Here is a 16,162-nt window from a genome sequence, read left to right on the forward strand (position 1 = left end):
TTTTAGACCGAAGGGAGTGGAGGGTATGGCTGCAAATTTTAGGAAATCAGGATCAACTGACGGGCAAATGAGCCGGACGGTATCTGTTATCGCTTGGATCGCCTGTATTGCAGGTATTATCCTTATTTTGCTTGATATAGGTAATTTAACTGATCGGAATATATATTTAATGACAGGCATTGGCTGCGTTGTTGCCGGGATTTTTATTTTTCTAGTTGGGAAATCATTTGTCATTGCACGCAAGAAGGAAGACCAGGAAAACGGCCGCAGTTAATACAATTTAAAAATGATTTAAAGCAAAGATATGCCGAAAACAACAATGTGGGGCTTCGAGCAGTGTAGGATGATAACTGTAAGGAGTCCCGCTTTTTTCTTTAATATAACTTCTTTAAGATACACAAATAACGTTTTTATTATGTCATCTTTGTATTAAAAAGAAATTTTGAATTTGCAAGAGAAATTTTATTTTTAGAGATGTTTTTCACAAAAAACGGACAAATAATCGACAATTCTGTTAACAATAAAAAAAGTGGCCACTTTTCTGCTATCTTATATAGGGGCAACATTACAGGAGTTCGTAAAGTTTTGAGTAATTTATTATTTAAGGAGAGGGGAACAACATGAACAAAAAACCAAAAGCGATTATTGCGTTGGTTTTGACCGTGCTCACGGTAGCATTGCTCATTTGGACGTGTTTTTATGCTGGCGGAAAATACGTTGTTTTCGATCCGAAAGGACCCGTTGGGCAAGCACAAAAAGAGCTGATCATTCTTACAACGGCATTGTCTGCGCTAATAATTGTACCGGTCATGATTTTGACTTTCTTCATCATTTGGCGGTATCGTGATACACCGACAAACAAGGTGAAGTATCAACCCCACTGGGATGACAGTAAAAAGCTGGAGACCACATGGTGGGCTATTCCAATTATCGTTATCTGTATTATTGCGGTCATTACTGCAAGATATACCTACTTGCTGGAGCCTTCCAAGCCGTTGGCAAGTACGCAAAAGCCAGTAACCATTCAAGTGACTTCACTGGACTGGAAATGGCTCTTTATGTACCCAGAGGAAGGTATAGCTACAGTTAACCAAGTTCACATTCCTAAAGGTGTTCCAGTCCGTTTTGAACTGACTGCTGACGCCCCGATGAACTCATTCTGGATTCCGCAATTGGGCGGACAAATCTACACCATGTCAGGCATGGCTATGAAACTGCATTTGCAGGCCGATCACGAAGGAACTTACTTTGGTTCGGGTGCAAACTTTAGCGGTGAGCATTTTGGACAAATGCGTTTTGATGTAGAAGTCCAGTCGGATGAAGAGTATAAAAACTGGGTCGCTGACATCAAAAAGCAGTCTAAGCCGCTGACGAAAGACGGCTATTTGGCGCTTGCAAAACCAGGTTTGTCCCAGCCTGATGAGTATTCTTCGATTCCAGATGGCTTGTTCAAAGACATTGTTAACAAGTATGTAGTGGAAGGTGCTTCTAACCCACATGCTGGACATGGTGAAGCTACATCCACAGAAGATTCTTCTCAGTCCGGCACAGAAGATCATGCGGCAATGGACATGAGTCATATGAATATGAGCGGACACAATTAAATGATTATAGGGAAGGAGGCCCCCAATGCTTGACAAAATAAAAGAGTTTGCATCCACTTTCTTCGTTACTGGAGACCCAATGATCTATGGAGCGGACGTCTCCATCGCATTAGCAACGATCGGGATCGTGTTTGTGCTCACTTATTTCAAAAAATGGGGCTGGCTTTGGAAAAACTGGTTGACTACTGTTGACCATAAAAAAGTCGGTATTATGTATATTCTTGCGGCCATCTTGATGTTATTCCGCGGAGGCGTGGATGCATTATTGATGCGTGTTCAACTGGCTACACCGGATGTTACACTTCTGCATCCTGAGCATTACAACCAGATTTTCACAACTCATGGCACGATCATGATCCTGTTTATGGCGATGCCGTTGATGTTTGGTTTGTTTAATATCGCCGTACCCCTTCAAATTGGTGCGCGTGACGTTGCGTTTCCTTTCCTGAACGCATTGAGCTTCTGGCTTTTCTTTATGGGAGCGATGTTGTTTAACCTGTCCTTCGTTATCGGTGGTTCGCCAGACGCAGGTTGGTTGAGTTATCCACCGCTTTCAGAACTGCAATTTAGTCCTGGCGTCGGTCAGAACTTCTATATCTGGGGTATTCAGATTTCGGGTATAGGTTCATTGGCTACGGGTATCAACTTTATTGTTACTATTATTAAAATGCGTGCACCTGGTATGACTTGGATGAAAATGCCTGTCTTTACGTGGTCCGTATTTTCGTCATGTGTTATTATCATTTTCGCATTCCCGATTCTGACGGTTACTTTGGCATTGCTGTTCCTTGACCGCTTCGGAGGAGGACACTTCTTTACGCTTGATTTCGGCGGTAACCCGATGATGTATATCAACTTGATTTGGATGTGGGGTCACCCTGAGGTATACATTGTAGTTTTGCCTGCCTTCGGTATTTATTCCGAGGTTATCAGCGTATTCTCCAAAAAGAAATTGTTTGGATACAAGTCCATGGTTTACGCCATGTTCATTATTGCGATCTTGTCCTTCTTCACCTGGGCGCATCACTTCTTCACGATGGGATCAGGCGCAGATGTTAATGCATTCTTTGCGATTTCGACGATGGTTATCGCAATACCGACAGGGGTTAAAGTATTTAACTGGCTGTTCACGATGTATCGGGGTAAGATTACATTCAAGACTCCTATGATGTGGTCAATTGCTTTTATTCCGAACTTCTTGATTGCTGGTTTGACGGGCGTCATGTTGTCTGTAGCGCCTGCTGACTTCCAGTTCCATAACAGTTACTTCCTGATCGCTCACTTTCACTCCGCTCTGATTGGTGGTGTAGTGTTCGGTTACTTGGCAGGTCTGTACTATTGGTGGCCTAAAATGTTCGGTTTCACATTGCCTGAAACGCCTGGTAAATGGGCTTTCTGGTTCTGGAACATCGGTTTCTATGTATGTTTTATTCCGCAATATTCTCTCGGTCTGATGGGTATGACGCGTCGTCTGAGCACTTACGGCTGGGATACCGGCTGGCAGCCGCTTAACCTCGTTTCGACCGTTGGGGCATTCTTGATGGGGATTGGTTTCTTGTTCCAGGTTCTTCAAATTCTTCTGGGTATCAAGAATTACCGTAAGCTGAAGGATACAACAGGCGATCCTTGGGGTGGTCATACGTTGGAATGGTCGATTCCTTCACCTGCACCGGAGTACAATTTTGCTACCATTCCACAAGTAGAAGAACGTGATGACTGGTGGGCAGAAAAGGATCAACGTGCAAAAGGTATTTTCAGAAAGCAACCGCCAATTGAAGCGATTCATATGCCGAAGAACTCGGCGATTCCATTCATTATGTCGGTATTCTTTTTCATTGCAGGTTTCGGGTTCGTATTCGGATGGTCGTTCTTCTATATTCCAGGGCTGATCGGTGTGGCAATTTGTATGATTTGCCGTTCGTTCTTCTCCTATGATGGCGACTACTATATCCCTGCGGATGAAGTAAAACGCACGGAAGCGGCAATAAGGGGGTCTGTATAATGGCACAAGCAGCAGCACACCAAAGCCATGATCATGACCACGGGCATCACGATCCGCAAGAATTGAAGATGCTTGGTTTTTGGATCTTCCTCGTAACGGACGTAATCCTGTTCAGTACCTTGTTCGCAACCTTCGTCGTCCTTCGGAACAACACAGCCGGAGGACCGGGTGGCGCAGAGCTGTTTAACATGACGGGCGTTATTATTGAAACGTTCCTCTTGCTCACGAGCAGCTTCACAAGTGGTCTGGCTGTGTTGGCCATGAACAAAGGAAGCATGAAGGGATTAATCAACTGGTTAATCGTGACGGCGATCCTGGGTCTTGGTTTTATCGGTTTTGAGGTTTACGAGTTTGTTGAGTTGGTACACGAAGGAGCCAATTTTGGAACCAGTGCGTTCTTGTCGGCATTCTTCACTTTAGTCGGAACGCACGGACTTCACGTTTCGTTAGGTCTGGTTTGGATGATTGGACTCATGTTCCAGTTGAAAAAACGCGGGCTTACACCAGAGACGAAGGGGAAAGTTTCGGCATTGAGCTTGTACTGGCACTTTTTGGACGCTGTCTGGATCTTCTTGCTGACAGTCGTCTATTTGATGGGGGTGATGTAGATGGCACAGCATCAAACAGGAGCGGGTTCGCATGGTCATGATGATTCTCACGGTTCAGTGAAATCCTATGTTATCGGGTTTATTCTGTCCATCGTACTGACCATCATTCCTCTCGGTGTGGTTATGAATCATATGTTGAGCCGCACTTCGACCATGGTTGTTATTTTAGCCGCGGCAGTGCTGCAATTTCTGGTTCAGCTTTTCTTCTTCATGCACATTCGTGAGAGCAATGGACCACGCTGGAATGTCATGACTTTGATTTTCGGGGTAGTTATCCTGTTGACCGTTGTTGGTGGTTCTGTATGGATTATGGAATACAACATGGTAGCACACTAATAAGTAGGATTTTTCAAAATCACTCAAGTACAAACGAATTAGGAAAGAAGAAGCGGACTTAGAGCCGCTTCTTCTTTTTTTGTGTAGCATATTAAAATAAAAACTGTGGCTTCTTGAACTCAAGTTTACATATGTGTAAAATGGAATTGTATAACAGTAGAGTGAAAACGATAATACTAGTGGAGAGCGGAGGAAAAAGTAATGAACACAGAATTACTGTTTAAACCTTTTAAGTTAGGTAATTTATCTCTTCCCAATCGGATTGTTATGGCGCCAATGACACGGAATTTTTCTCCTCAAGGTATTCCAGGGCCTGACGTGGCCGCGTATTATCGTCGCCGTGCCGAAAATGCAGTAGGATTGATTATTACAGAGGGAACTGCTATTAATCATCCCGCAGCTGTGGAGCACACAAGCATTCCTAATTTTTATGGTGAGGGATTAAAGGGGTGGGCCAAGGTAGTTGAGGAGGTTCATGCGGTAGGTGGCAAGATTATACCGCAGCTCTGGCATGTGGGTACGGCCCGTAAAATAGGTGCAGATAATCAACCGAATCCCGAGGCATTGCCTGTCGGTCCGTCCGGTATCTCTCCCGCCGGCGAAAAGGTGGTTGAGCCATTGACGGAGGCTGAGATTGCGGATATTATTTCAGCTTATGCACAGGCCGCTGCCGATGCCCAGCGAGTGGGTTTTGACGGCATTGAGCTTCATGGAGCACATGGCTATTTAATCGATCAATTTTTCTGGGACAAAACCAATAAGCGCACCGACCGATACGGAGGCAACTTGGTCCAGCGTACTCGGTTTGCGGTGGAGGTCATTGAGGCTTGTCGTCGTGCAGTAGGGCCGAATTTTCCAATTGTATTGCGATTCTCCCAGTGGAAGATGTACCATTATGAAGAAAAGCTGGCCCAAACACCACAGGAACTTGAACAGTTTCTCACTCCATTAGTGAAGGCCGGGGTGGATGTATTCCATTGCTCAAGCCGCCGTTTTTGGGAACCGGAATTTGAAGGGTCTGATCTAAATTTGGCAGCTTGGACCAAAAAGATAACAGGCAAGCCAGTGATTACTGTGGGCTCGATTGGTTTAGAGAAGGCCTTTTTGAGTGATTTTGAAAATAATAATCGTCAAACCGATCAATCCAGTAATGTAGAGACAAGATTAGAACAACTCGTGGGGCAAGTAGAACGAGAGGAAGCTGATCTGGTTGCGGTTGGGCGTGCTTTGCTGGTTGATCCAGCGTTTGCGGTGAAGTTACGTGATCAACAAATAGATGAAATTATTCCTTACAGTGATGAAGTATTAAAAACGTTGAATTAAGCTTTATTAGGCTCTAAGTATTGTAAAGCTATAGTGTTAGGCAAGCATTGTGACTTGGAAGTTTTCTGTTACAGGGCAAGCTGTAATATAAGCTATTCGTAAACTCTACGAATTTGCTATAATAGGAGCATCAAGTCGAAATACACGGGGTGAAAAGGATGAATTCTGAAACGGAAGCTTTGGATTGCGAGCCGGCTTGTCACGGTTCAGATCAGGAAATTGAGCGCATAAAATCTTCCCTTGTTGAGGATTCCATCGCATACAAAATGTCGGAGCTGTTCAAAGCACTGGGTGACCCGACACGAATCAAGCTGATTTATGCCCTGGCACAAAAAGAACTGTGTGTTCATGATCTGACCCAGGTGTTGAACATGGGACAATCTGCGGTATCCCACCAGCTTCGTTATTTGCGCAACCTGCGTATTGTCAAACGACGCAAAGAAGGCAAGACGGTGTTTTATTCACTGGATGATAATCATGTGGAGCAGATCTTTTTGCAAACCCATCAGCACATATCACATCAATAATTTTGGGATAAAACAACAGAGGGCGCCAAGCGATTGGCGCTCTTTTGGCGTTCGTCCGTTGAAGTCGATTTTTTTGTTAAAAAGGGCTAGAGTCATTGACTTTTGACCCTGATCCTGAATATAATGGCCTTAACAAATAATATATGAACAGTTGCTCATATATAGTTAATTGGAGGCCAATGACTATGGATGCTCTAAAAAGAACGGAACGGCATGAATGGATTTTGGAAGGTTTGGATTGCGCCAACTGTGCTCTCAAGATTGAAAATGGTGTCAGTAAAATAGAAGGGGTCATGGATTGCTCGGTCAATTTTGTTACGAAAACGTTGACGATGACCACAAGTTCGGATCAAAAGGAAGAGGTTTTTCGCCAGACTGAACGGAAGGTTCACAGACTTGAGCCACATGTTCGGATGGTGGTAAAAAGTGCTCGTAGCCGCCTGCATGAAGACAGCCGAAGCAATGCTGGTGCAGTACAGCCAGACTGCACAGAGGGTTGTGCATGCGGTCATGAGCATCATAGTGAAGGTGAAGGACATACACAGGAGATCGGGCAACATGCTTCTCACAGTCACGCTGGTCATCATCATGGAGCACATGGCAAGCAAGCCCATACGCACGATGGACACGACCACGGGGATCATGCACACGAGCATCACAACCACCATGCAGAGCACGAACATGGTGAAGCCACCCACGCTCATTCACATTCGCATGGAGATGATAGCCACGCTGGGCATACGCATGATCACGGTACGGACGGTATGCGCCGCATGATTGCGCGTTTGGCTATTGGTGCGGTCGTTGCGGCTGTTGCCTGGTGGTTACCTGTCGAAGGTGTAGGAAAGCTGGCCCTATTTTTACTGGCATATATCATCGTTGGTGGTGATGTTGTCTTGCAGGCTGCACGCAGTTTGGTACGTGGAATGGCCTTTGACGAGTACTTCCTGATGACGCTGGCTACTGTTGGTGCATTTGCGATTGGGGAATACCCGGAAGGCGTAGCTGTCATGTTCTTTTATCAAATCGGGGAGCTGTTTCAAGGCATTGCAGTTAACCGTTCACGTAAATCCATCAGTGATCTGATGGATATTAGACCGGACTATGCCAACCTGAAGACGGCTGAGTCCGTACGGAGAGTGTCCCCAGAAGACGTTCGCATTGGGGATTTGATTGTAATTAAGCCGGGCGAGAAGATCCCGCTGGATGGTAAGGTTATAGATGGTAAATCGCATGTGGATACCTCTGCGTTGACTGGTGAATCCGTGCCTCGTACCGTAGAGCCGGGAAGCAACGTGTTGAGTGGATTTATCAATACGAACGGACTTCTAACGGTAGAGGTTAGCAAAGAATTTAGTGAATCGGCGGTCTCGAAAATTTTGGAATTAGTGCAAAATGCGAGTGCCAAAAAAGCGCCGACTGAAAAGTTTATCACGAAATTTTCCAGATACTATACTCCAGTAGTGGTTATTGTAGCGCTGTTGTTGGCGGTTGTTCCACCGCTTGTTGTGCCAGATGCACAATTTGCAGATTGGGTATACCGTGCGCTTGTTTTCCTCGTTATTTCTTGTCCTTGTGCGCTGGTAGTATCCATTCCACTAGGCTTCTTTGGGGGAATTGGGGCAGCCTCCCGTTCAGGTGTCCTGATCAAGGGCGGGAACTATCTTGAAGCTCTGAATCATGTGAAATACGCTGTTTTTGATAAAACAGGCACACTCACCAAAGGTGTTTTCCGTGTAACAGGGATTTATCCTGCCGGAGATTTTACAAACGAAACCCTGCTCGAAACCGCCGCTTTGGCGGAGCTGCATTCCACACATCCTATTGCTGCGTCTCTGCGTGAATCCTACGGTAAAGAACTCAGAGCAGAACGGGTTCAGCAATATAGTGAAATATCCGGTCACGGGATTCAGGCACAAATTGATGGTCGTCTGGTATCATCCGGGAACGCCAAGCTGATGGAGCGGGAGCATGTGGCTTTTAACGTGGCGCAGCAAGCAGGGACGCTGGATGAAGGAACGGTCGTACATGTGGCTGTAGACGGAACGTATGCCGGGTGCATTCTGATTTCAGATGAGGTTAAGGAAGACGCAGCCCAAACGGTTGCTTCACTGAAAAAGTTGGGTGTGGTGAAAACCATCATGCTGACGGGTGACAATCGGACTGTTGCCGAGGCCGTAGGACGACAGTTGGGTTTGGATGAAGTACGGGCAGAACTGTTACCTCAGCACAAAGCCGAAGCCATCGAGCAGTTGTCTGCAAGTAAAAAAACGAGCGACAAAATTTTGTTCGTAGGCGATGGGATTAATGATACACCCGTACTGGCGCTGGCAGATGTCGGTGTAGCGATGGGCGGTTTGGGATCGGATGCTGCGATTGAGGCGGCAGATATCGTAATCATGAACGACGAGCCTTCAAGGCTGGTTACGGCGATCCATATCGCCAAGCGCACGCGTCGTATCGTATGGCAAAACATTATATTTGCGCTAGGTGTCAAAGCTGTGTTTCTTACGCTGGGAGCATTCGGTATTGCTACGATGTGGGAGGCTGTATTTTCCGATGTAGGTGTAACATTGCTAGCTGTATTGAATGTGATGCGTGTATTGAAGGTTCGTTCTTACGAGTAAAAAAATAGACACCTCTGGGTTAGCATCGGATGTATAGGCATCCTGTGAAAACCGGGGGTGTTTATTTTATAGGTTCCTTTTTCGAGTGGTCTTGTACCAGCAGGATAGAGATTTATTTTGGGATGTAGGGTAGTTGTGCCGAAATGTATAAATGTGTGGCGTGCCTAATACGTTAAGGTAGGGGCTTTACAAGTAAGGCCCATGTAAGATTCGGTTGCTCCATAATGAGTAAGCGTTTTCTTTATTTGGAGGGGTACTCGAATTCGTGTGTGCCAACTTGCTGACGGAAGAAAGGATGGATTAATAGCATGGAGGCTAAACTGATGCATGTATTCGCAGAGCTGTTGGGTGGCAAAAATAGCCGGGATCTCAAAGTTCCAGAGCCGGGTATGGAGGCTGCTGCACAGAGGTTGGCTATGGAGACGCTAAAGGCAGGCAGCCATGAAGCATCTGCTACGCAGGAGGAAGATCCGTTGGGCTGGCTGGTTGGTTTAGCTGAGCAGGGCGTAATCAGTCGAGCAGAGGCTTTGATGGCTGCGAATCCGGAATTACTTGGGGAAACGATGCTGAATAACGGCAACGATATTGGGCAAGCAGTGCGCACACTCCTAAAATGGAGCGATGAATACAGGCGCACCTCCATACGGATTTATGCCGATGCTCCTGCAAGTTTGAGTCGTATTGGCACAGAGACAGCATCGGAAATAGGCAGTTATGACGGTTATAGTCTTCTGCAAGGTCCCTTGTCACAGGCATCTGGCCGTGTAGGGAAACTATGCTATGCCTATCTGGACGTAGCAGAGTCTGGACAGACGATTCATGCCCCTGACGGGGAGCCCGATCCCATCCTTATTCCCGGTTCACGTGCATCTGACACGTACAAAACCTTTAACCAGGCATCTGGCCTGCCTGGATTGTGTGAGCATTTGTCCCGCCGAATTATCAGTTTGCTGGAAACACAATATGAAAGCTTATTCGAGTCTTTGAACGGATCACCACTCACTATAGCCCTAATTGAGCAGAACAATGCAGTGGGTATTGGAAGCTTGCAAGATATGCAGCTGGAGGCATTACTGCGTGCGGCATTGCGAAGCGTGCGGCAGGGGGGAGAACCCAAGCTGGAGATTATAGTGCGCAATCCGACTGACGTGGAAGAATTCCGGGCAACCCGAGACTGGATTGACGGCGTTGCAGAGCAGACTTTATGCGGGCGTCTTCGGTGCATTCCATATCGGGTAGGCGTGCTTTTGACAGTTGACCCGTCTTTGGTGCCTAACGTAAGCCAAACAGGGAACAGGCAAGCCGCACGGTCGGGGGAGTCAGCCAATTCCAATAACATGTCCGAAGTGAGCGCACGACAGATCAAGCAGGTGGCTCAAGCTGCAGATCTGGCACGTTTTGCCGATACGGTCATTTTAGAAGTCATACCAACTCCATCCGATGGCATTAGGGCTGAGGATCAGTTGATTCCATCCGGTGTCGATGGTCATAAGAATAATAGTGATACGATAAAATGCATAATGGAAGCTGTTCGACGTGTAAAGCCTGAGCTTCCTTTATGGGTAGCAATAGATGAAATTAACCATTCTCTGGATATGATTTCGATCTGGGAGAATGAGCTGACGGGGGTCATTTGCCCGGACACAGCGGTTCCCACTGCACGCCTTACAGCTGCGCGTTTGGGACTGCAACAGCCCGCAGATCGTCAGCACACTTCAGGAACTGCACACAATCATGCGTGGAAGTTTCCTTTAGCCTGAAGATAACCGGAATTCTTGTAATAGAGGATTTTGCAAAAATCCAATAAGCGACTTTCAATGAACAATATATAGATCGAAATGGTCTAGTTCGTCTATATATTGCACTTTGGAGCGACTGGAATCGAATTTTGCAAATCCTGAATAGGATGCTTTAAATATGGAGGATACCTGCGTTGGCGCGGGTATCTTTTTTTATTTAGGCCATTGCTGGTTTACAAGTGGAAAAGAAAAGGTATATAATAAAACAAAAGTTTCGCTAATCCAAAATAATTGTATAGATGCAAAAATGATTATCATTCTCATTGTCAAACATGCTGCTTCGGACTTCCCGAAGCAGCATGTGCTATTTTAGGGCACTTAACAATGGATATCATTCTCAATGAAATGCTAGTACAAGGAACAAAATATGGAAAGGAACGTGACATGATGCAAGCTACTCAACGATTACAAGATACATTGTCTCCCTCTAACCGAACCCTTTCAAAAAACAGTGGTAGCGGACGACCCGGTCCGAATCGCAAGCCGCAATTTCAGCTTAAAAGCATGCTGAAAAACAAGGAGATGCAAGCAGCTCTAGGTAGTGGATTGCTGATGCTGATGGCATGGGGAGCCTCCCATTGGTGGCAATGGCTATCGGTTATTCTGTATGTAGTGTCCTATGCCCTTGGGGGCTGGTCCAAAGCCAGAGAAGGGGTCGAAACACTGATCCGAGAACATGATCTGGATGTTAATCTACTCATGATCGCTGCCTCCCTAGGAGCTGCGGCCATTGGCTATTGGAATGAAGGAGCCATGCTGATCTTTATTTTTGCACTCAGCGGTGCGCTGGAGAGCTATACCACCGAGCGTAGTAGTAAGGATATTTCTGAGCTTATGGCGTTGAAGCCGGAAACGGCTTTGCGCTTATCTCGTGAGGGGATGGAAACAGTCGGCATTGAACAGCTGTTGCCAGGCGACCTGCTGCTGGTGAAGCCGGGCGAACTGATTCCGGCGGACGGCCGAATCTCCAAGGGCGTTTCGGCAGTGAATCAGGCATCTATTACCGGGGAGTCTGTTCCGGTAAATAAGGTGGAAGGTGACGAAGTATATGCGGGCACCATTAATGGAGAAGGCGTGCTATATGTAGAGGTTAGTCAGTCCTCGGAGGACACTTTATTTTCAAAAATCATTCGTATGGTGGAAGAGGCTCAGACCGAAGTTCCTGATTCCCAGCGGTTTATTAAAACGTTCGAATCGGTGTACGCTCGAATTGTTGTTGCTGTCACGCTGATCGTCATTGTCGGTGCACCCATCGCATTAGGCTGGACGTGGGCAGCAGCGTTCTATAAGGCTATGGTGTTCCTCGTCGTGGCCTCACCCTGTGCGCTCGTGTCATCCATTATGCCAGTGATGCTATCGGCCATCTCCAACCGTGCCCGACGGGGCATTCTGTTCAAAGGTGGAGCACATGTAGAGAATATGGCATTGACTTCTGTTGTTGCTTTTGACAAAACAGGTACGTTAACGATGGGGTCACCTGTCGTCACGGATTGGATTACCGCCGCAGAATACGATGCCGATGAGCTATTGCACATTGTCGCCACAATTGAAAGTTATTCTTTGCATCCGCTGGCGCGAGCGATTGTAGCCAAAGCCGAAGCTAAATTGGGACAGAGAGATCCTCTCCCAACCGAGCAAGTGCAGGCACTCACCGGATGGGGAATGGAAGGCATCATAGGCGGGGTGAAATGGAAAATCGGTCGCACAGATGTGCTGGATGGACCTAGTCCTCTGGCAGAGCCAGAGTGGATGGAGAGTCGGGCCCGGCTGGAAGCTGAGGGCAAAACCGTATCCATCATCCTCGCGGATGATCGGATTGCTGGAATGCTGGCACTACGCGATGAGTTGCGTCCGCAGGCTCAAGAGTCCGTGAAACGCCTGCAAGCGCAGGGTATCCGGGTTGTCATGTTAACCGGAGACCGTCCAGAAACGGCCGCTGTGATCGCGGAGCAGGCCGGAGTCGACGCTGTATATGCTGGCTTAATGCCGGAGGACAAAGTCAGCCATATTCGCATGCTGCGGGAGCAGTACGGGCATGTCGTCATGGTCGGCGACGGTGTGAACGACGCTCCTGCGTTGACAGCAGCAACCGTAGGACTAGGCATGGGGATGCATGGCAGCGGAGCAGCGCTAGAGGTCGCTGACGTGGTACTGATGAACGATGGAATCGAGGAGATCGCACCGACGATAGCACTGGCGCGCAAGGCGCAGCGGGTGGTCAAACAAAATATGGTCTTCGCGGTAAGTGTCATTTTGCTGCTTGTGATCAGCAACTTTGTGCAGGATATAGCCTTGCCATTTGGGGTTATTGGGCATGAAGGCAGCACAATACTGGTCATTTTGAATGGCCTGCGCTTATTGCGGTCATAGGACTAATAATTACAAGATGACAAACAGGAAGGAGCATTCATACCTCTTAAAATCCAAGGGGGTGAATGCTCCTTCTTTTGCAGCCTCGCAACGCTGTACGTCTATCTTCGGCGCGGCATAGATCGTCGTAAGAACAAGGAAAACAATAGCCCCGCTAGTGCAATCCCTGTAGCAATGATGAAGGCATCATTAATGCCATGGATCGTTGATTCTGTAACGGCACTTCGGTACACCTGTTGTAGCGCCAACGATGAACCACTTTCTGTTGAAATGCCCGCCGTTTGCGCGAGGGTTTGTCCCAACTGTGCTACCCCTTCGGTTAAAGGAACATTGGCGGTGGTAGCGACATTCGCATAATCCGCTACATGAATTGTCGTTCGGCTGCTCATTACAGTAATGAGCCAAGCGGTACCGATAGACCCGGCGATTTGCCGTACTGTGTTGGACATGGCTGTACCGTGGCTACCGAGATGGGCAGGTAGCTGGTTTAGACCTTCCGTCTGGACGGACATCATCAGCAATGACATTCCGAAGCTGCGAATCGTATAGATGATCATAATATGTCCGTAGGTGGTGGCATCGGTCAGCAGACTGAATTCCCAGGTTGTGACTGCTGTAATGATCAGTCCAATGATCGCCAACGGTCTTGCCCCTATACGGTCAAATACTGCCCCTGATATCGGTGACATCACACCCATCAGCAGTGCACCCGGTAACAGCAGCAGACCGGATTGCAGCGGCGTAAAGCCGCGTATATTTTGCAAATAGATCGGTAGCAGCAGCATCCCGCCAAACATCGTCATGTTGACGGTAGCCCCGACTAAGGTCGATACGGTAAAAATATCATATTTAAACACACGGAACTCCAGCATCGGCTGTACCATATTCAGCTCGCGCACGATAAACAATACAATAAACACAACCCCGGCAGCGAGTGTAAGTATTACCGTATTGCTGTCCCAGCCCTTGTCTCCAGCTGAACTAAAGCCATACAGTAGGAAGCCAAAACCAAGGGTGGAAAAGATGGTTCCCAACAGATCAAAGTTCGGTTTCGTTAGCTTGGATACATTTTTGAGCCAGCGTATGGCAAACAGAATATCAATGATTGCCAACGGAATCACCAGCAAAAATAGCAGTCTCCAACTATAGTGCTCCACAATCCAACCGGATAAAGTTGGTCCAACCGCCGGGGCAAACATCATGGCAATCCCCATGGTCCCCATAGCAGCGCCTCGTTTTTCGGGGGGAAACACAGTCAGGAACACGTTCATGACCACAGGCATGATAATGCCCGCTCCGCTGGCCTGAATAACGCGTCCAACCAGCATAGGCGCAAAGCCGGTACTGGTAGCACAGACGACAGACCCGGCCGTAAATAACCCCATCGCGGAGATGAATAGCGCACGTGTTCCGAATGACTCAATCAGAAAAGCAGTGATAGGAATCAAAATCCCGTTGGTTAGCATATATCCGGTGGATAGCCATTGAACGGTTGTTGCAGATACATTAAAATCATTCATCAAATGTGGGATGGCCACGTTGAGCAGCGTTTGATTCAAAATCGAAATGAAGGCGCCTAGCAGCAGCACGGACAGAATACGTCCGACGGACATTTTTTGATCCATGACAGCCTCCTACTTGTGAACTCTGATGGTCGCACTCATTCCCGGGATAATACCCAGCCCCTTGTAACCTTGAATGGAAATATTGACAGGCACGACCTGTGTCACCTTGGTATAGTTGGCAGTGGTGTTAGAAGTGGGCAGTAGTGAAAAAGTTGATGCGGTCGCCAGGCCGATCTTTTCGAGTTTACCGCTCAGGGACGTATCCGGGTAAGCATCAATATATACATCTACCGTCTGTCCTACTTGAAGATCTTGTACAGCCGTTTCGTCAATATTGGCGGTAATCCATAAATTGTTTAGATCAAAAGCCTTCGCTAAGGGTGTGCCTGCCCCAACAATCGAGTTGTTGACTGCAGATTGCTGTACGATGGTACCATCGGTTGGAATCGTAACGCTAATTCGGCTTCCTCCCCCTTCTACATTACCAAGCGTGCTTCCAGCGGTGTAGGTCTTACCAACTTCAGCATTCCAGCCTGTGAGTTTGCCAGCGCCTGGAGAGGCAACGGTAACTGCTTGTCCGCTCACTTGGGCATTATCGGTTTTTATGTAGTTGGCGGATTGATTGTAGTAATAGGCGGCGGCTCCACCACCTGCCAGAATAATGATAATAACTAGCAGGTTGACTAATATGGCGCGTGAATTCATGTTTACATGCCTCCCTAGTTCTTTGGATTTTCAAAGTATGCGTCAAATGATTCATAATATTCAGATGGGTTTTGGGCAAGGTTAAGAGCGCATGCGAAAAAGATGATTTTGCTGACAAAGGATGATGCGCATAATGACGACCAGAATCATGATTGTATATGACAGTGAAAATGGGCATACCGAACGTCTCGCTCGCTCGATCGCAGAAGGAGCACACCTTGAGCATACGGAAGTGTTGTTAAAGCATGTAAATGAGGCCGATGTGAATGAGCTAGTGAGTGTGGATGCCATTATATGGGGTTGCCCGGGCCATTTTGGTACCATCAGCAGCGGTCTGAAAAGCTGGATTGATAAGCTGGGGTATCTGTGGGCGCAGGGCAAGCTGGTGGATAAAATCGGCGCTGTGTTTTGCACAACAGCTACCGTTCATGGTGGATTGGAATCTACGCTTCTGAATTTGATTACTCCGATGCTTCATCAAGGCATGATTATTGTAGGACTGCCCGCTAATATTACGGAAAATGCATTATACGGCTCCTATTACGGCGTAGGGGTAACATGTCCAGTGGAGACAGACCCCAATGGTCCGCCTAATCTTCCAACGGGTGATGATCTTGCACTAGGTCGTTCTTTGGGCAAACGGGTCGCTGAGATAGCGGGACGGTACCGTAGCGCTGAAAGAGAATAGGAGGCTAC

The 16,162-nt window shown here is 47.3% G+C and carries 13 protein-coding genes; 11 read left to right on the forward strand and 2 right to left on the reverse strand.

Going from position 1 to position 16,162, the window contains the following annotated elements; genetic code table 11:
• Positions 1-25: 25 nt before the first annotated feature.
• The 10 genes from NLX74_RS17890 to NLX74_RS17935 all read left to right on the forward strand — a co-directional run bounded on the left by NLX74_RS17890 (position 26) and on the right by NLX74_RS17935 (position 13,196).
• The gene (locus NLX74_RS17890; protein WP_061828909.1) at positions 26-274 is read left to right on the forward strand and encodes a hypothetical protein; all 249 of its coding nucleotides are present in this window, start codon (positions 26-28) and stop codon (positions 272-274) included.
• Between the two features lie 346 nt (positions 275-620).
• Entirely contained in the window at positions 621-1,604 is a 984-nt protein-coding gene (gene cyoA / locus NLX74_RS17895; RefSeq protein WP_254329520.1) for a ubiquinol oxidase subunit II, read from the forward strand.
• 25 nt (positions 1,605-1,629) lie between these two features.
• The gene (locus NLX74_RS17900) at positions 1,630-3,606 is read left to right on the forward strand and encodes a cbb3-type cytochrome c oxidase subunit I (protein WP_235309930.1); all 1,977 of its coding nucleotides are present in this window, start codon (positions 1,630-1,632) and stop codon (positions 3,604-3,606) included.
• Positions 3,606-4,214, forward strand: a complete 609-nt coding sequence (gene cyoC / locus NLX74_RS17905) for a cytochrome o ubiquinol oxidase subunit III (RefSeq protein ID WP_023990327.1) — start codon at positions 3,606-3,608, stop codon at positions 4,212-4,214. Before NLX74_RS17900 ends, cyoC begins: the two co-directional genes overlap by 1 nt.
• The gene (gene cyoD, locus NLX74_RS17910; RefSeq protein ID WP_013311980.1) at positions 4,215-4,550 is read left to right on the forward strand and encodes a cytochrome o ubiquinol oxidase subunit IV; all 336 of its coding nucleotides are present in this window, start codon (positions 4,215-4,217) and stop codon (positions 4,548-4,550) included.
• Positions 4,551-4,751: 201 nt separating this feature from the next.
• Positions 4,752-5,873: an NADH:flavin oxidoreductase gene (locus NLX74_RS17915; protein WP_254329521.1), complete on the forward strand. Its 1,122-nt coding sequence runs from the start codon at positions 4,752-4,754 to the stop codon at positions 5,871-5,873.
• A gap of 158 nt (positions 5,874-6,031) precedes the next feature.
• A complete protein-coding gene (locus NLX74_RS17920; protein ID WP_007432172.1) occupies positions 6,032-6,400 on the forward strand; it encodes an ArsR/SmtB family transcription factor in 369 nt (122 codons plus the stop codon).
• Between the two features lie 185 nt (positions 6,401-6,585).
• Positions 6,586-9,027: a heavy metal translocating P-type ATPase gene (locus NLX74_RS17925; RefSeq protein WP_254329522.1), complete on the forward strand. Its 2,442-nt coding sequence runs from the start codon at positions 6,586-6,588 to the stop codon at positions 9,025-9,027.
• A 308-nt stretch (positions 9,028-9,335) separates the two neighbouring features.
• Positions 9,336-10,787, forward strand: a complete 1,452-nt coding sequence (locus tag NLX74_RS17930; protein WP_254329523.1) for a PEP-utilizing protein — start codon at positions 9,336-9,338, stop codon at positions 10,785-10,787.
• A 426-nt stretch (positions 10,788-11,213) separates the two neighbouring features.
• A complete protein-coding gene (locus tag NLX74_RS17935) occupies positions 11,214-13,196 on the forward strand; it encodes a heavy metal translocating P-type ATPase (protein WP_302058650.1) in 1,983 nt (660 codons plus the stop codon).
• A gap of 101 nt (positions 13,197-13,297) precedes the next feature.
• On the opposite strand, the gene NLX74_RS17940 is transcribed toward NLX74_RS17935, so the two are convergent.
• On the reverse strand, positions 13,298-14,821 hold the full coding sequence (locus NLX74_RS17940; RefSeq protein ID WP_254329525.1) for a DHA2 family efflux MFS transporter permease subunit: 1,524 nt from the start codon (positions 14,819-14,821) through the stop codon (positions 13,298-13,300).
• A 9-nt stretch (positions 14,822-14,830) separates the two neighbouring features.
• On the reverse strand, positions 14,831-15,466 hold the full coding sequence (locus NLX74_RS17945; RefSeq protein ID WP_025724158.1) for an HlyD family secretion protein: 636 nt from the start codon (positions 15,464-15,466) through the stop codon (positions 14,831-14,833).
• A gap of 133 nt (positions 15,467-15,599) precedes the next feature.
• Between NLX74_RS17945 and NLX74_RS17950 the strand changes: the two genes are divergently transcribed.
• Positions 15,600-16,154: an NAD(P)H-dependent oxidoreductase gene (locus NLX74_RS17950; RefSeq protein ID WP_061828901.1), complete on the forward strand. Its 555-nt coding sequence runs from the start codon at positions 15,600-15,602 to the stop codon at positions 16,152-16,154.
• Positions 16,155-16,162: the final 8 nt, after the last annotated feature.

The organism is Paenibacillus sp. MZ03-122A, assembly GCF_024213325.1.
GTDB classification, from domain to species: Bacteria; Bacillota; Bacilli; order Paenibacillales; family Paenibacillaceae; genus Paenibacillus; species Paenibacillus polymyxa_B.

What these genes read in the sequence shown, in the direction of transcription:
- NLX74_RS17940 (WP_254329525.1), bottom strand. Translation starts at nt 14,821, where the DNA reads ATGGATCAAAAAATGTCCGTCGGACGTATTCTGTCCGTGCTGCTGCTA.
- NLX74_RS17930 (WP_254329523.1), top strand. Translation starts at nt 9,336, where the DNA reads ATGGAGGCTAAACTGATGCATGTATTCGCAGAGCTGTTGGGTGGCAAA.
- NLX74_RS17945 (WP_025724158.1), bottom strand. Translation starts at nt 15,466, where the DNA reads ATGAATTCACGCGCCATATTAGTCAACCTGCTAGTTATTATCATTATT.
- cyoC (WP_023990327.1), top strand. Translation starts at nt 3,606, where the DNA reads ATGGCACAAGCAGCAGCACACCAAAGCCATGATCATGACCACGGGCAT.
- NLX74_RS17900 (WP_235309930.1), top strand. Translation starts at nt 1,630, where the DNA reads ATGCTTGACAAAATAAAAGAGTTTGCATCCACTTTCTTCGTTACTGGA.
- NLX74_RS17890 (WP_061828909.1), top strand. Translation starts at nt 26, where the DNA reads ATGGCTGCAAATTTTAGGAAATCAGGATCAACTGACGGGCAAATGAGC.
- cyoD (WP_013311980.1), top strand. Translation starts at nt 4,215, where the DNA reads ATGGCACAGCATCAAACAGGAGCGGGTTCGCATGGTCATGATGATTCT.
- NLX74_RS17925 (WP_254329522.1), top strand. Translation starts at nt 6,586, where the DNA reads ATGGATGCTCTAAAAAGAACGGAACGGCATGAATGGATTTTGGAAGGT.
- NLX74_RS17950 (WP_061828901.1), top strand. Translation starts at nt 15,600, where the DNA reads ATGACGACCAGAATCATGATTGTATATGACAGTGAAAATGGGCATACC.
- cyoA (WP_254329520.1), top strand. Translation starts at nt 621, where the DNA reads ATGAACAAAAAACCAAAAGCGATTATTGCGTTGGTTTTGACCGTGCTC.
- NLX74_RS17935 (WP_302058650.1), top strand. Translation starts at nt 11,214, where the DNA reads ATGCAAGCTACTCAACGATTACAAGATACATTGTCTCCCTCTAACCGA.
- NLX74_RS17915 (WP_254329521.1), top strand. Translation starts at nt 4,752, where the DNA reads ATGAACACAGAATTACTGTTTAAACCTTTTAAGTTAGGTAATTTATCT.
- NLX74_RS17920 (WP_007432172.1), top strand. Translation starts at nt 6,032, where the DNA reads ATGAATTCTGAAACGGAAGCTTTGGATTGCGAGCCGGCTTGTCACGGT.